The organism is Petrimonas sulfuriphila, assembly GCA_038561985.1.
GTDB classification, from domain to species: domain Bacteria; phylum Bacteroidota; class Bacteroidia; order Bacteroidales; family Dysgonomonadaceae; genus Petrimonas; species Petrimonas sulfuriphila.
Map to the genome: position 1 here is coordinate 377,752 of CP073276.1, position 14,862 is coordinate 392,613.

Here is a 14,862-nt window from a genome sequence, read left to right on the forward strand (position 1 = left end):
GACAATCTGTCAGTTTCTTTTCAAATATCGTTTTTTGGCATAAGATTTGAGAATGATTAAAAAGAAGCTATGGATCAGAAATTAATCAATTAAATACATATATATAAATTATGGGAAAAATAATAGGAATAGACTTAGGAACCACAAACTCTTGCGTTTCGGTGATGGAAGGCAACGAGCCTGTTGTAATCCCTAACAATGAAGGAAAACGTACCACACCATCGGTTGTGGCTTTTGTCGAAAACGGAGAACGAAAGGTGGGCGACCCGGCAAAACGTCAGGCAATAACCAACCCCAAACACACCGTTTACTCCATAAAAACGTTTATGGGTGAAACATTCGACCAGGTGCAAAAAGAAATCGGACGCGTTCCCTACAAAGTAGTTAGAGGCGACAATAATACCCCACGTGTAGACATTAACGGACAATTGTATTCTCCGCAGGAAATTTCAGCAATCGTGCTTCAGAAAATGAAACAAACAGCTGAGGATTATCTCGGACAATCCGTTTCAGAAGCCGTAATCACCGTGCCCGCATATTTTAGCGATGCGCAACGTCAGGCTACCAAAGAAGCCGGAGAGATTGCGGGGTTAACCGTGCGCCGCATTGTAAACGAGCCTACGGCAGCCGCCCTGGCTTACGGTCTGGACAAACAGCACAAGGACTCTAAAATTGCCGTGTTCGACCTGGGAGGCGGCACGTTCGACATTTCGATCCTGGAATTGGGTGACGGTGTTTTCGAGGTGAAATCGACCAATGGAGATACTCACCTGGGAGGAGACGACTTCGACCATCGGGTTATCGATTGGCTGGCCGAAGAATTTTTGAAAGATGAAGGCCTCGACTTGCGGAAAGACCCCATGGCGTTACAACGACTAAAAGAAGCGGCTGAAAAGGCAAAAATCGAACTATCCAGCACAACCAGCACGGAGATTAATTTACCGTATATTATGCCGGTAAACGGGATTCCCAAACATTTAGTAAAAACCCTTACCCGCGCAAAATTCGAGCAACTGATCGACGACTTGTTGCAAAAATGTGTAGCACCCTGCCAGACATCAATGAAAGATGCCGGATTAACAAATTCAGATATCGACGAAGTCATCCTTGTAGGGGGCTCAACCCGTATTCCTGCTGTTCAGGCATTGGTTGAAAGGTTATTCGGAAAATCACCGCACAAAGGTGTAAACCCCGACGAGGTAGTAGCTATTGGTGCAGCCATTCAGGGCGCCGTCCTCACGGGAGAAGTGAAAGACGTGTTGTTGCTGGACGTTACTCCGCTGTCGTTGGGAATCGAAACTCTGGGTGGTGTGATGACAAAACTTATTGATGCTAACACCACCATTCCGACCAAGAAGTCGGAAACGTTCTCTACTGCCGCCGACAATCAACCTTCTGTACAAATCAACGTATTACAGGGTGAACGCTCTCTGGCGCGCGACAACAAGCAAATCGGCGTGTTCAACCTCGACGGCATTCCACCTGCACCGCGTGGCATTCCACAGATTGAAGTTACTTTCGATATTGATGCCAACGGCATCCTGAACGTTTCGGCAAAAGACAAGGCTTCTGGAAAAGAACAGAAAATCCGTATCGAAGCATCTTCGGGTTTGAGCGAAGAGGAAATTAAACGAATGAAAGAGGAAGCTGCTATCAATGCCGAAGCCGACAAGAAAGAGAAAGAACGTATCGACAAACTGAATCAGGCCGACTCAACCATTTTCCAAACCGAAAAACAGTTGAAAGAATACGGTGACAAGATCCCGGCAGACAAAAAAGCGCCTATCGAAAACGCGCTGAACAAGCTGAAAGAAGCCCACAAGGCTCAAAACATTGCCGACCTCGACACCTATATGACCGAACTCAATACAGCATTTCAGGCTGCTTCCCAGGACATGTACAATGCTGCCAACGCACAAGCAGGGGCACAACAAGCCGGTCCCCAGGATTTCAGCGGGCAACAGCCCGGAGGCAATCCAAGCGGAAGCCAGGAAGGTGATGTGACCGACGTCGACTTCGAAGAGGTGAAGTAATCTATAGAGTTTATTATTAAATACTATTAAACCGCAGCAAACAGATGATTTGCTGCGGTTTTTATTTTTCAGAACTACATTTTCTGAAATAACTGAAAATCAATAAAAATGTTGTATCTTTGCAGTCTAGACAATCAAGTTTATATTGATATCCTTCACAGCAATGCTTTGCATTATCCTCATCGGGTAAGTCTTTTCATCGTCTAAATCGACCTCAAAATCAACTTTCTTGTTTGGATCAACCAGGTGTTCATGTGCAATACATCAACATCGTTACACCCATTTACAGAGATGTTCAAATCATTTTTTATTGGAGAAAAAGAAATTATGCTACCCATAATTCAGGGCGGTATGGGTGTTGGTATATCACTTTCAGGCTTAGCTTCGGCGGTAGCCAACGAAGGAGGAATTGGAGTGATTTCAAGTGCAGGATTAGGATTGCTATACCGACGAAAACCGGGCGATTATCTGAAAGACTGTATTTGGGGACTGAAAGAAGAATTGCGCAAATCTCGCGAAAAGTCAAAAGGAACAATCGGTGTAAATATCATGGTTGCTTTGTCAAATTTCGCCGATATGGTGCGCACCACAATTGCTGAAAAGGCCGATATAATTTTTGCGGGTGCAGGATTGCCCTTGGATTTACCATCCTACTTATCAACATCAAGCGATACAAAACTCGTTCCCATCGTATCATCAGCACGTGCCGCAAAAGTGATTTGCGAAAAGTGGCACACCAATTACGATTATCTCCCAGATGCCATTGTGGTAGAAGGCCCCAAAGCAGGAGGCCACCTCGGTTTTAAGAGAGAAAATCTGGAGGATGCGAATTACTCCTTGGAAAAGCTAGTTCCAGAAGTGCTGGCAATTGCCACAAGTTACAAAGACAAGAAAACAATTCCCGTAATTGCTGCCGGCGGAATTTCTACCGGGGAAGATATTCTTCGTTTTATCCAGCTTGGCGCATCAGGCGTACAGATAGGAAGTCTCTTTGTGCCAACCGATGAGTGTGACGCTTCAGATGCATTTAAGCAAATTTATGTCAACTCCTTACAATCGGACCTGATGATTATTCAAAGTCCGGTGGGTATGCCGGGGCGCGCTTTTCAGGGAGATTTTTTAGATAGCGTCAGTGCTGGCAACGAAATACCCAAATCGTGTCCTTACCACTGTATCAAGACCTGCGATTATTCAAAAAGCCCATATTGCATAATCAAAGCGTTGTATAATGCTTCAAAAGGCAGGATGAACCGTGGATACGCATTTGCCGGAGCAAACGCCTATCTGACAGAAAAAATATCCAGTGTAAGAGAAGTGATTTCAAAACTAAAAAAAGAATTTATTGCTGCTGAATTTCTATCGGGGAAGGAGATAGCGCATTAAATGACTCAAAGAACAAAAAAACATCGATTAACGAACGGTGTACCCTTATTACAAACCGGTTTCGGATAATCGCAAATTAAATAAGATGATTAAAAAAGAATTCGAAAAGAAAAGAAAAGAAAAAAAACAGGAAAAACAGCAGCGCAGAGAACATCGGAAGAAAAGCAACGCAAGTAAATCATTTGAAGACATGATTGCATACGTGGACGAGTTCGGAAACATTACCGACACTCCACCTGAACCCAAAAAACAAGAAAAAGTCGCGATAGAGAGTATCGTCATTTCAACGCCAAAAAAAGAAGAAGAGGAAATCACACCGTTGACCGGTAAAGTGGATTTTTTTAACTCCGACAGAGGCTTTGGATTTATAAAAAAAACCAATTCTGGCGAAAAATATTTTTTCCATATCAACAATGCTTTTGCCTCAATCGAGGAAGGAAATACCGTTACTTTCGATCTGGAACGGGGGAAAATGGGAATGAACGCAGTAAATATTACTATCCTTGAATAGAAAAATAATAAAGAAACATTATTAAAATTAAACAACAATTTAAAAAAACAAGAAAATGAACATTTATGTATCAAATTTAAGCTACGACACAACAACGGAAAGCTTACAGGAATTATTCGCAGAATACGGTGAAATCTCTTCTGCCAACATAATAAAAGACAGAGACAGCGGTCGGTCCAGGGGTTTCGGGTTTGTAGAAATGCCAAACGACGCTAACGCTCAAAAAGCCATTGATGAACTGAACAACAGCGACTTTGAAGGAAAAACAATCACCGTAAACATGGCCCGCCCGAAAACGGAAAGAAACGACGGCGGTTACAACAGAAGACGGTATTAATCGTCAACCCATTGAATTACTTCCCGGCTGCAATTGATGTAGCCGGGATTTTTTTATCTACTGCCCGGCACTATTTTAACCTTTGGCATTGGCGGCCGGATCATTTCTGAGCAGTTCTTCCAGCAAGGCAACCTTCTCTTGTTCAGCTTTAAGCATCCGCTCGTAAAGCTCCACTTTTTCATCGTACAACTGCACGATCTTCTCGATAGGATTATTGATTGTCGAATTGTTATACAATGCCGAATAATTTCCAGAGAATGTGTTCGACACAATATGAACAGCTCCCTCGTCGGTAAAATTCCTTATGGCATCTTCCGGGATATTCAATGCGTTGGCCACTTTTGCCAGCGTTTCGTTATCCAACTCTTCTTTGTTCTCAATTTTGGATATGGATTGCTGAGAGAGCTGAAGCCTCTCGGCCAAATCCTCCTGTTTAACGCCCAGAATTTCGCGAAGACGCTTCACGTTATATCCCAAATGTGTCCGATTAGCCCTGTAAGTTGTTTCCATATTGTTTGTATTACGCTGAAAGATGAAACATAATAACACCTCGATAAGCAAAAATACAAAAAAAAGGAACAAGTTGTATTTTACTCCCCGATATTTGAAGTTAAACAACCGCGATTGTTAAAATACAAGCACTTAATCCCATATGTTTGTGGTTCAAACAAAATCAAATTTTAACTATTGAATGTTAAATGATAATCATTGCAAAAGGCGCATCATTCTTAAAAACTCCGTTTTAATCTGTTGTTTTTTTAATCAAAGAGATAGCTAACAAGTTTATTTGCTAGCATATTAAACATCTAAGTTTCTATTTGGAAATAGTTTATATGAATGTTAAGTAACAATTTATTTATTTTTTTGTCATCACTTCGTAACAATAAAAACCGTTCTTTGCCGGAAATTTTAGAAGTGATTCCAAAGTTCTATTAACAAAAAAATTATGAACAAATTATTAAGATTTAAATTATTTGTATTGTCCTTGTGTTTTGCTTTAGCAATAAATGCACAAGACGCGACGCTTTCAGGCGTTGTAAGGGATGTGAGCAACAATCCGCTGATCGGTGTCAACGTCGTTCAAAAAGGAACTACTAAAGGAACCATCACCAATCATGACGGAGAATTCTCTTTTCAGGCTACGCCTCATTCAACCATAGTATTTACCTATATCGGATTTGCCAAACAGGAAATTGCCTGGGACGGGAACAGTCGATTGAATGTTACACTCCATGAAGATTCCGAACTATTGGAAGAAGTAGTGGTGGTTGGGTATGGAACCGCTCAAAAAGTAAACTTGACCGGAGCTGTTGAACAAGTAACCAGTAAAGTATTTGAGAACCGACCCATAACCAATATTACACAAGGCCTTGTAGGTGTTATTCCTAATTTAAACATCAGCTTGACAGATGGAAAACCTACTCAGTCTCCTTCTTATAATGTGAGGGGCACCACCTCTATTGGTCAGGGAGGAAATGCATTGGTGTTGATTGATGGCGTAGAGGGAGACCCTCGTATGCTGAATCCAAACGACATTGAAAGCGTCTCTGTTTTAAAAGATGCAGCCTCTGCTTCCATTTATGGTGCGAGAGCCGCATTTGGAGTTGTGTTGATTACAACTAAAACTGCGTCAAAAGGAAGAACATCATTGAATTACACCGGAAATTTGTCTTCCAAACGTCCTACAACTGTCCCCGACAATATCGTGGATTCATACCCGTGGGCAAAATCTTTTAGTGATGCATGGTCCAATTGGAATGATGACGGAAGAACACCCACCGCCGTCAATAAGACGCTCTCTTTCTCTCCAGAATACTTGGCCGAGATAAAAAGGAGATGGGAAGACCCCTCCTTACCGCGCATAGAGATAAATCCAACCACCGGAGCTTATGAATATTATTACAGCACCGATTGGTATAAGGAACTGTATAAGGATAGTTTTTTTGCACAGGATCACAATGTATCCGTTTCAGGAGGAAATGAACTGGCTTCTTTTTATGTAAGTGGGAGGTATAACAGTGAGGATGGACTCTATAAATACAACACGGATACCTATTCTATGTACAATCTTCGTGCCAGAGGCAACATCCAAATATTCGACTGGTTACTGGTCGATAATAATACAGAGTATTCAACAATGAAATACCATCAACCGATAAATGTGGGTGAAGGGAGCAACATCTGGCGCAATATGGCTGATGAAGGCCATCCTTTAGCCCCGCTCACAAATCCCGATGGAACCTTGACGTTTCCGGCTGCATATACCATTGGAGACAGGTATTTAGGGAAAAGTGGAGCCGACTTACATCAAAAAATTATTAAAAACAAAACCGCATTAAAAGCAGACTTTTTTGACAAAAGTTTAACATTGCAGGCCGATTTTACTTTTCAAAATACGGAATACGGTCATCGGCAAATACGGGTACAAGTGCCTTATAGCCGTTACGAAGGGCAGATCGGTTATACCGGCACAAACACGAATGACTTACAAGAACGTCGCTCTACAACAGAATATCTGGCAACAAATGTGTATGCCAATTATTTGAAGTCATTCAACAAAAAACATAATTTCGAATTCCTGGCAGGATTCAACTACGAACAATCTACTTATAATAATGTAACAATGACAAGAAACGGCATTGTTTACGAAGACGCAAAAGATATTAATCTTGCTTTGGGAAATAACATCAACACATCAGGCGGATATAGCAGGTGGCGGATTGCAGGAAATTTCTTCCGTGTAAACTACAATTACCTGCAAAGGTACCTGATTGAGATAAACGGGCGTTATGACGGTTCATCAAGATTTCCAAGCAACCAACAGTGGGCATTCTTTCCTTCATTTTCCGCAGGTTGGCGATTATCTGAAGAAGCCTTCTGGCAGGTTAATCCCGATGTTATTTCAAACATCAAGTTTAGAGTGTCATACGGATCTTTGGGTAATGGATCCATTAATCCATATACGTTTACAGAGAACTTCAGCATCAGCCAATCCTCCCGGATACTGGGAGACACACGTCCTCAGCGCACATCACAGCCGGGAGTCATTCCCAACACACTTACCTGGGAGACCGCCACTACCGGCAACATCGGACTAGATATCAACGCTCTGAACAATCGAATTTCCTTTACCGGTGATGTATACAGGAGATGGACAGAAGATATGTATACTGTGGGTCCAAGCGTACCGGCTGTTTTCGGAACCGGAGTTCCAAAAGGAAATTATGCCTCCCTAAAGACAACAGGCTGGGAGTTAAGCTTGAACTGGATGGATGGGATTACTTTAGCCGGCAAGCCTTTCAATTATAATGTAAAGGCAAGCCTTGCCGATTCCAAAGCGATCATAACCGATTATTACAATCCCGACAAGCTCCTTACCGACTATTATGTGGGCCAGACAATAGGTGAGATCTGGGGATATAGGGTTGAAGGATTATTTACCTCCTATGAAGAAATAAAAAGTTCTCCCTCTCAATCCAATATTCCTGCTCACAATACGCGTGCAAATCATCCGGGTGATTTAAAATTCAAAAATCTGGATGGCGATGATGAAATTTATCACGGGCTAAACCGTGTAGGAGACTCAGGCGACAAGACGATAATCGGCAACAAATCACCGCGCTATGTATTTGGATTGACGTTAGGGGCTGACTGGAATAATTTTTTCTTCACAACTTTTTTTCACGGTGTTGGAAAACAACAGTGGTATCCCTCCACAGAATCGAGATTCTGGGGACAATATAACAGGCCGTACAACCCATATCCTCGTTGGCAGGAAACCAAACAGTTCCGGCCCGAATTACAAAACTTTGACGCCTATCTCCCATTCTTATCCGGCTATACAGCATCAAGTGGAAGCCGTCAACTGGGAATGCCTAACGACCGATATTTGCAGAACGTAGCTTATATACGTTTAAGGACACTGAATTTTGGATATACACTTCCTGTTTCGATCTCATCCAAACTCCAGGCTGACGATATAAAAATATATCTTTCCGGTGAAAATTTATGGACTTGGTCACCTTTATATAAAATCACAAAAGACACGGATGTTACCAATGTGTGGAGAGCTGGGTCACAATTAACCGGTTTGGACAGCGACAATACCCGAGGTGACGGAGATGGCTATAATTATCCTACACTCGGCACAATTTCTGTGGGTTTATCCATTAACTTTTAATATTTCAATCATATGAAGAAAAATATACGATACATCTTTGCAAGCATGCTGATCCTGACAGGGTTTATAAGCTGCGACATGGAAGAATTACCGCAGGCCACAGCTTCACGTGTAGCCATTTTTGAGTCAGCCAGCGGACTGGAACTTTATTCCAATTCCTTTTACGAAATACTGCCCTCTCCATACGATGGAGTCTTTGCCATTGATGACAATTCTGATTTAGTGGCACGTAACGGGGTTGATACACGATTCATGCCCAATGCCCTGAGTCCTACAACAAGTGGTGGCTGGTCGTGGGAAAACTTACGCAATATCAACTATTTCATTGAGAATGCTGAAGAAAGTACAGTACCGACAAAAGATCACTACCTGGGCCTTGCCTGCTTTTTCCGAGCTTATTTTTACTTTGACAAGGTCAAACGATTCGGAGATGTGCCCTGGATTGATCGCACTATTGATGTTGATGATGAGGAAACCCTTTATGCTCCGAGGGATAATCGTTTTGAAGTCATGGAACATGTGTTGGAAGATTTAAATTACGCAATATCGCATATATCCGACAAGTCAGAACCTACCCGAACCTTGATTACCAGGGATGTAGCCAGAGCATTTAAAACAAGGGTATGCCTGTATGAAGCATCCTTCAGGAAGTATCACACATCGTATGGCAAAGAGGGAACAGCCAGCAAGTGGTTCGAAGAAGTTGTTAAAACAGCCGATGAAATTCAAGGATACACATTGGCGGACGGGCCATCCGCTTACAGGAATCTGTTTCTGCAGAAAACGCCCAACAGTAGCGAGGTAATTCTGGCCGTCACATTAGACGCCGACCTGCAGGTGTTTAGCTCCAGAAACAGAAGGGTCATCAGTCCTACGTACGGCAACAGGCCATCGTTAACACGCCGCTTTATCAACACCTATCTGAATATTGACGGCACCCCTTTTACAAGTAATCCCAACTACAAGACAACTCCTTTTGCAGAAGAAGTTAAAAACAGAGATGGCCGCCTACAACAAACGATACGTATGGGAAATTATCGACGTACCGAGAACGGGGTTCCCGTTATTGCACCGCCTAACCTCGACCAAGCTTACACGGGCTACCAGATTATCAAAGGGTGTTACGACGAGCGTTTTCCTTATGACGATGAAAGCCGAAATGAAAATGCACACATTATTTTCCGTTACGCCGAGATTCTCTTGAACAAGGCCGAAGCTTTGGCTGAACTGGGAACAATGACCGATACCCAGTGGGCGTCTACCATTGGAGCCTTGAGAGCCCGTGCCGGAATTACAGGTCCTTCCCTGACACAGATACCTGTAACAGCCGACCCCTATATGGTGAATTTTTACAACAATAGATTTACCGATCCTGTGCTGCTAGAAGTCCTTCGGGAGCGTGCGGTAGAGATGATAACGGAAGGACTGAGGCCTGATGATTTGTCACGATGGCGCTTGGGTGAATTATTTGCTGAAGCTCCTATGAACGGAATGTATGTTCCTGCTCCAGGAGAATACGATCTTAACGAAGACGAAGTAATGGATGTCTGTTTTTATATAGGTAAACGGCCTGCTAATGCTACAGCTTCAATCTTTGTGGATGTCACATCGGAAGGGGTTGGTAGGAGAGTTTTATCTGAAGGTGATTCCGGTGAAGTTATCTGGAATCCGGGGCAGCGGGAATGGTTAGACAAAAAGTACCTTTATCCTATTCCTGAAGCCGACAGGCTAAAAAATCCCAACTTAGGGCAAAACCCCGGTTGGTAATAGAAAATTAATCATTTAAATTGATGGGCCCGGAATACACCGGGTCCATTCTTAAAAATAAAAGTATAATGAGAACAACAATTATTTGGGCACACCTCTTTTTATTGATTTCAATTGTCCTCTCAGCCCCCAAAAGCAAGGTGGCCAGATTCAATGTAGCCTCTTATAACCTCCGTATGGATACCCCAAGGGACAGCCTGGATTCATGGGAACACCGTAAAGATATGGTAAATGGTCTGATACGCTTTCATGATTTTGATATTTTCGGCACACAGGAAGGATTTCACCATCAGATAACGGATATAATTAAACCTGGAGATTATGCTTATACAGGAGTGGGGCGAGACGATGGCAAAGATGCCGGAGAACATTCTGCCATAATTTATAAAAAAAATAAATTTCTGGTTCTGGATAAAGGCGATTTCTGGTTCTCTGAGACTCCCGAAATCCCAGGAAAAGGATGGGATGCCATCTGTTGTAACCGTATCTGTTCATGGGCAAAGTTCAAAGACATTATATCCGGTAAAGAGTTTTATTTCTTTAATGTACATTATGACCATCAGGGAAAAGAGGCTCGAAAACAATCATCTATATTGTTGATGAAAAAAATTCGCAAGATTGCAGCAGGTTATCCTGTAATCTGTACAGGCGATTTTAACGCGACCCCCGATTCCGAACCTATTAAAATCATTAATGAAAACGGGCTACTCAACGACTCATACAAAGTCACTCTTCAGCCTCCTTATGGTACAACCGGTACCTCCAACTCGTTTAATATCTTTGCGAAAATGAAAAACAGAATTGATTATATCTGGATAAGTAAAGAATTTACAGTTAACAAATATGGCGTTCTGAACGATGTACAATATGGACATTTTCCTTCCGATCATTTTCCGGTAATGATAAACGTGAGTTTTTAGGCATAACTCTTTGAAATGCTAAACAAATGCCCCTTTTGATCACCAGATATCCATTCAAACGGTAATTTTAAAAAAAATGACTATTTTTGCCAACAATTTAATAAAGAAACATTATTCACGTGTCATGAAAAAAATTACAAAACGAGTATTTGTTATTTTATTCCTGTCTTCCGCCCTGTTCTCATTGAACGCGGAGATCAGGATGCCTGTCATTTTTGGTGATAATATGGTATTGCAGCAACAATCGGAGGCTGCGATCTGGGGTTGGGCAAAAGCAAACACCTCCGTACGGGTAACCACCTCCTGGAACAATAAAAGCTATTCGGCAAAAAGTGACGGACAAGGGTATTGGAAGCTGAAGGTAAAGACACCAGCAGCAGGCTATACACCCTATACCATCACCATAAGCGACGGAAAAGCAATTACGTTGAATAATATCCTGATCGGGGAAGTATGGATTTGTTCTGGACAATCCAACATGGAGATGCCAATGAAAGGATTTGGAAACCAACCGATCGAGGGAGGGCCGGAAGCGATTGCCACCTCCCGGAATCCCGGCATCCGATGCTTCACCATGAAAAAGGCTTCCAAGTCAGCCCCTCAGGCCGACGGTGAAGGTACTTGGGAAATAGCGGGACCGGAGACAACACCGGATTTCACGGCGACAGGCTATTACTTCGGCCGCTTGCTGAATCAGGCGCTGGATGTTCCTGTCGGACTGATCCACACCAGCTGGGGTGGTTCGCGCATCGAAGCCTGGATGACCCCCTCTTCCATTAAAAGCGTGATTCCCGATGTTCAGATACCCGCAACCGATGCCGACATAAAGTCCCAAAATGGGACACCCACCGTATTGTATAACGGAATGCTGCATCCCATAGTGGGATACGGTATCCGCGGTGCTATCTGGTATCAGGGTGAATCAAACCGGGATGAACCCGCCAGGTATGTGGAACTGTTTGACAAAATGGTACGCGAATGGCGTACAATCTGGGAGGTGGGCGAGTTCCCGTTTTATTACTGCCAGATTGCACCCTTCAATTACGGAGGTGGACTTAATTCGGGTTTTATTCGTGAAGCACAGGCCAAAGGGATGAAAACCACACCCAACACGGGAATGGCCGTTCTGATGGATTCGGACAGCCCCACCTGTATTCATCCCCCCAAGAAGAAAATAGCCGGCGAACGCATGGCGCTTTGGGCATTGGCGAAAACATACGATATGGACAAGATACATTACCGCAGTCCGGAAGTTCAATCCGTAACCATGGAAGGGCGCGTAGCCATTCTCACGATGGACATTCCTTCGAGCCCGGGACTCACTTCGCACGGGAAAGAGATCCTACAGTTTCAGGTTGCCGGAGATAACAAATGGTTCCATCCGGCCAAAGCGGCCATTGCCGGAAACCGGATTTTTGTATTCTCTCCGAACGTAGAAAAGCCAGTAGCCGTCCGTTACTGCTTTAACGATACCGAGGCAACAGAAATCTTTACGGTCGAAGGCAACCTCCCCCTTTCTTCTTTCCGTACCGACAACTGGTAACTGGTAAAAAAAATACAAATAGATGCCCATAGCATTGACAGTTAAATTTTTATTTTATATCTTTGCACCCGCAAAACAGAAGGGAGGTTATTGTAACGCTCGGAAATAAAACAGTATAGAATAAAAGACCATTTATTTCACTCGTCGGGGCAAACGTGCTCTTAGCCCGTGACAATTACACATATGCATATATTTGTGTATATTTTTTCAAACAAACAATAATCTCAAAAAAAACAAAAACATGATCATCGTACAATTAAAAGAAGGCGAAAACATCGAAAGGGCCTTGAAAAAATTTAAACGTAAATACGAAAGAACAGGTGTTGTGAAAGAACTTCGCGGACGCCAGGCTTTTGCCAAACCTTCAGTTGTAAAACGCAAGAAAAAACAACACGCCGTTTACGTACAAAAAATGCAAGAAAACGAAGATTAATTTTCACAATTAAAAAAAAATTTCCTAACTTCGCATATCAAACCGGCTGAGTTACGATATGTGGAAGGAAAAATGGATACAGCATCTCCGTAATGAGAAAAATTATTCCTCTCATACGGAGATTTCTTATTTGACAGACCTCACGCAATTCCAGCAATTTATTGAGGAGGAGTGTGGAGAGTTCGATCCGGAACAAATCGACAGCGACCTTGTCCGGCTCTGGATAGCCCACCTGGTAGAAGAAGGCATTAAACCCCGGTCGGCAAACCGAAAACTGAGTGCAGTAAAAACCTTCTTTAACTACCTGAATAAGATCGGGGCCGTCAGCGGAAATCCCGCCGAAAAAATAAGAGGCCCAAAAACACCCAAAAAACTACCAGCTTTTGTTCATCATGAAGAGATGATCCGGGTTATCGACGATGAACGTGCATATCCCGATAATTTTGAAGGGCAACGCGACCGGTTTATTATTGAGCTGTTCTATGTGACCGGCATACGAAAATCGGAGCTCATCGGCATAAAAAACTCAGACGTAGACAACTATACCAAAACACTTCGCGTCACCGGAAAAAGGAATAAGCAGCGCATCATCCCTCTCTCGGACGACACCGTTGAAAAACTGAAAAAATATATACAATTAAGGGATCGGGAAATAGAAAACAAATCGCCACACCTGTTTGTTAAAAAAAACGGAAACCCCATGTATCCTAAAATGATTTACAACATCGTTCGAAAACATCTCGACAGCATTCCTACCTTATCGAAAAGAAGCCCGCACGTGTTGCGGCACTCTTTCGCAACCGAGATGCTTAACAACGGTGCCGAAATAAATGCCGTCAAGGAGCTGTTGGGCCACTCGAGCCTGGCATCTACCGAAGTTTACACACACGTAACCTTCGAAGAACTAAAAAAAGTCTATCATAACGCTCATCCCAGAGCAAAAAATTAGAGGAGGAAAGATTATGGAATTACGTATTCAGTCTATCAATTTCGAAGCGACAGAACAACTGAAGGCCTTTGTTGAGAAAAAGATCAAAAAGCTCGAAAAATTCAGCGACAACATCATTCAAACCGAAGTGCTCCTAAAAGTAATCAAACCAGAGACTGCAAAGAACAAGGAAGCATCTGTAAAAATCAACTTGAAAAACGGAGAAGCCTTTGCCAGCAAAGTCGCTGACACGTTTGAAGAGGCCATTGATTTATGCGCCGAAGCATTGGAAAAACAGATTCTAAAAACAAAAGAGAAAAAGGACAGATAATCGAAGAAAAAATCATTTGAAAGTTTTGGTTATCCAAAAAATATCACTACCTTTGCGACCGTTTCTCTCTTATTTTTGGAGGGGAACGGTTAATTATAAGATAATAAGCCTCTTTAGCTCAGCTGGCCAGAGCACGTGATTTGTAATCTCGGGGTCGTTGGTTCGAATCCGACAAGAGGCTCAAAACTTTAGGGCAGTTACCAGAGTGGCCAAATGGGGCTGACTGTAACTCAGCTGGCTTACGCCTTCGGTGGTTCGAATCCATCACTGCCCACAAAACAATTCACAATGCAAAATGCACAATTATTATGCATTCTTGATTATACATTGTAAATTGAATGTTGCGGAAGTAGCTCAGTCGATAGAGCATTAGCCTTCCAAGCTGAGGGTCGCGGGTTTGAGTCCCGTCTTCCGCTCTCACCGCCTATGTAGCTCAGGGGTAGAGCACTTCCTTGGTAAGGAAGAGGTCGCGGGTTCAATTCCCGCCATCGGCTCA

The 14,862-nt window shown here is 42.9% G+C and carries 12 protein-coding genes and 4 tRNA genes; 15 read left to right on the forward strand and 1 reads right to left on the reverse strand.

What is annotated here, in order from left to right:
- Window positions 1-110 precede the first annotated feature (110 nt).
- The 4 genes from dnaK (at window position 111) to KCV26_01510 (ending at window position 4,264) form a co-directional block, all read left to right on the forward strand.
- Window positions 111-2,033: a molecular chaperone DnaK gene (gene dnaK, locus KCV26_01495; GenBank protein ID WZX37095.1), complete on the forward strand. Its 1,923-nt coding sequence runs from the start codon at window positions 111-113 to the stop codon at window positions 2,031-2,033.
- 291 nt (window positions 2,034-2,324) lie between these two features.
- Window positions 2,325-3,416, forward strand: coding sequence for a nitronate monooxygenase (locus tag KCV26_01500; protein ID WZX37096.1), 1,092 nt, complete (start codon window positions 2,325-2,327; stop codon window positions 3,414-3,416).
- 85 nt (window positions 3,417-3,501) lie between these two features.
- Window positions 3,502-3,927 carry a cold shock domain-containing protein gene (locus tag KCV26_01505; protein ID WZX37097.1) on the forward strand — a complete coding sequence of 142 codons (426 nt, stop codon included), beginning with the start codon at window positions 3,502-3,504 and terminating at the stop codon, window positions 3,925-3,927.
- Window positions 3,928-3,982: 55 nt separating this feature from the next.
- On the forward strand, window positions 3,983-4,264 hold the full coding sequence (locus tag KCV26_01510; GenBank protein ID WZX37098.1) for an RNA-binding protein: 282 nt from the start codon (window positions 3,983-3,985) through the stop codon (window positions 4,262-4,264).
- 75 nt (window positions 4,265-4,339) lie between these two features.
- Here KCV26_01510 and KCV26_01515 read toward each other — a convergent pair whose 3' ends face one another.
- A complete protein-coding gene (locus KCV26_01515; protein WZX37099.1) occupies window positions 4,340-4,774 on the reverse strand; it encodes a helix-turn-helix domain-containing protein in 435 nt (144 codons plus the stop codon).
- Window positions 4,775-5,210: 436 nt separating this feature from the next.
- Between KCV26_01515 and KCV26_01520 the strand changes: the two genes are divergently transcribed.
- The 11 genes from KCV26_01520 (at window position 5,211) to KCV26_01570 (ending at window position 14,860) form a co-directional block, all read left to right on the forward strand.
- Entirely contained in the window at window positions 5,211-8,444 is a 3,234-nt protein-coding gene (locus tag KCV26_01520; protein WZX37100.1) for a TonB-dependent receptor, read from the forward strand.
- A gap of 12 nt (window positions 8,445-8,456) precedes the next feature.
- Complete coding sequence (locus KCV26_01525) at window positions 8,457-10,211, forward strand: RagB/SusD family nutrient uptake outer membrane protein (GenBank protein ID WZX37101.1); 1,755 nt, start codon at window positions 8,457-8,459, stop codon at window positions 10,209-10,211.
- Between the two features lie 68 nt (window positions 10,212-10,279).
- A complete protein-coding gene (locus KCV26_01530; protein WZX37102.1) occupies window positions 10,280-11,131 on the forward strand; it encodes an endonuclease/exonuclease/phosphatase family protein in 852 nt (283 codons plus the stop codon).
- Between the two features lie 124 nt (window positions 11,132-11,255).
- Window positions 11,256-12,674: a sialate O-acetylesterase gene (locus KCV26_01535; protein WZX37103.1), complete on the forward strand. Its 1,419-nt coding sequence runs from the start codon at window positions 11,256-11,258 to the stop codon at window positions 12,672-12,674.
- A 241-nt stretch (window positions 12,675-12,915) separates the two neighbouring features.
- A complete protein-coding gene (locus tag KCV26_01540; GenBank protein ID WZX37104.1) occupies window positions 12,916-13,107 on the forward strand; it encodes a 30S ribosomal protein S21 in 192 nt (63 codons plus the stop codon).
- Between the two features lie 58 nt (window positions 13,108-13,165).
- Window positions 13,166-14,056 carry a tyrosine recombinase XerC gene (locus KCV26_01545; protein WZX37105.1) on the forward strand — a complete coding sequence of 297 codons (891 nt, stop codon included), beginning with the start codon at window positions 13,166-13,168 and terminating at the stop codon, window positions 14,054-14,056.
- A gap of 13 nt (window positions 14,057-14,069) precedes the next feature.
- Entirely contained in the window at window positions 14,070-14,366 is a 297-nt protein-coding gene (gene raiA / locus KCV26_01550) for a ribosome-associated translation inhibitor RaiA (protein ID WZX37106.1), read from the forward strand.
- Between the two features lie 107 nt (window positions 14,367-14,473).
- Window positions 14,474-14,547 (forward strand) — tRNA-Thr (locus tag KCV26_01555).
- 10 nt (window positions 14,548-14,557) lie between these two features.
- Window positions 14,558-14,640, forward strand: a tRNA-Tyr gene (locus tag KCV26_01560).
- A gap of 69 nt (window positions 14,641-14,709) precedes the next feature.
- Window positions 14,710-14,782 (forward strand) — tRNA-Gly (locus KCV26_01565).
- Window positions 14,783-14,788: 6 nt separating this feature from the next.
- Window positions 14,789-14,860, forward strand: a tRNA-Thr gene (locus KCV26_01570).
- Window positions 14,861-14,862 lie beyond the last annotated feature (2 nt).

Bases quoted from the DNA above. Each gene is read 5' to 3' on its own strand.
- KCV26_01505 (WZX37097.1), top strand. From the start codon at position 3,502: ATGATTAAAAAAGAATTCGAAAAGAAAAGAAAAGAAAAAAAACAGGAA.
- raiA (WZX37106.1), top strand. From the start codon at position 14,070: ATGGAATTACGTATTCAGTCTATCAATTTCGAAGCGACAGAACAACTG.
- KCV26_01510 (WZX37098.1), top strand. From the start codon at position 3,983: ATGAACATTTATGTATCAAATTTAAGCTACGACACAACAACGGAAAGC.
- KCV26_01525 (WZX37101.1), top strand. From the start codon at position 8,457: ATGAAGAAAAATATACGATACATCTTTGCAAGCATGCTGATCCTGACA.
- dnaK (WZX37095.1), top strand. From the start codon at position 111: ATGGGAAAAATAATAGGAATAGACTTAGGAACCACAAACTCTTGCGTT.
- KCV26_01515 (WZX37099.1), bottom strand. From the start codon at position 4,774: ATGGAAACAACTTACAGGGCTAATCGGACACATTTGGGATATAACGTG.
- KCV26_01530 (WZX37102.1), top strand. From the start codon at position 10,280: ATGAGAACAACAATTATTTGGGCACACCTCTTTTTATTGATTTCAATT.
- KCV26_01520 (WZX37100.1), top strand. From the start codon at position 5,211: ATGAACAAATTATTAAGATTTAAATTATTTGTATTGTCCTTGTGTTTT.
- KCV26_01535 (WZX37103.1), top strand. From the start codon at position 11,256: ATGAAAAAAATTACAAAACGAGTATTTGTTATTTTATTCCTGTCTTCC.
- KCV26_01540 (WZX37104.1), top strand. From the start codon at position 12,916: ATGATCATCGTACAATTAAAAGAAGGCGAAAACATCGAAAGGGCCTTG.
- KCV26_01545 (WZX37105.1), top strand. From the start codon at position 13,166: ATGTGGAAGGAAAAATGGATACAGCATCTCCGTAATGAGAAAAATTAT.
- KCV26_01500 (WZX37096.1), top strand. From the start codon at position 2,325: ATGTTCAAATCATTTTTTATTGGAGAAAAAGAAATTATGCTACCCATA.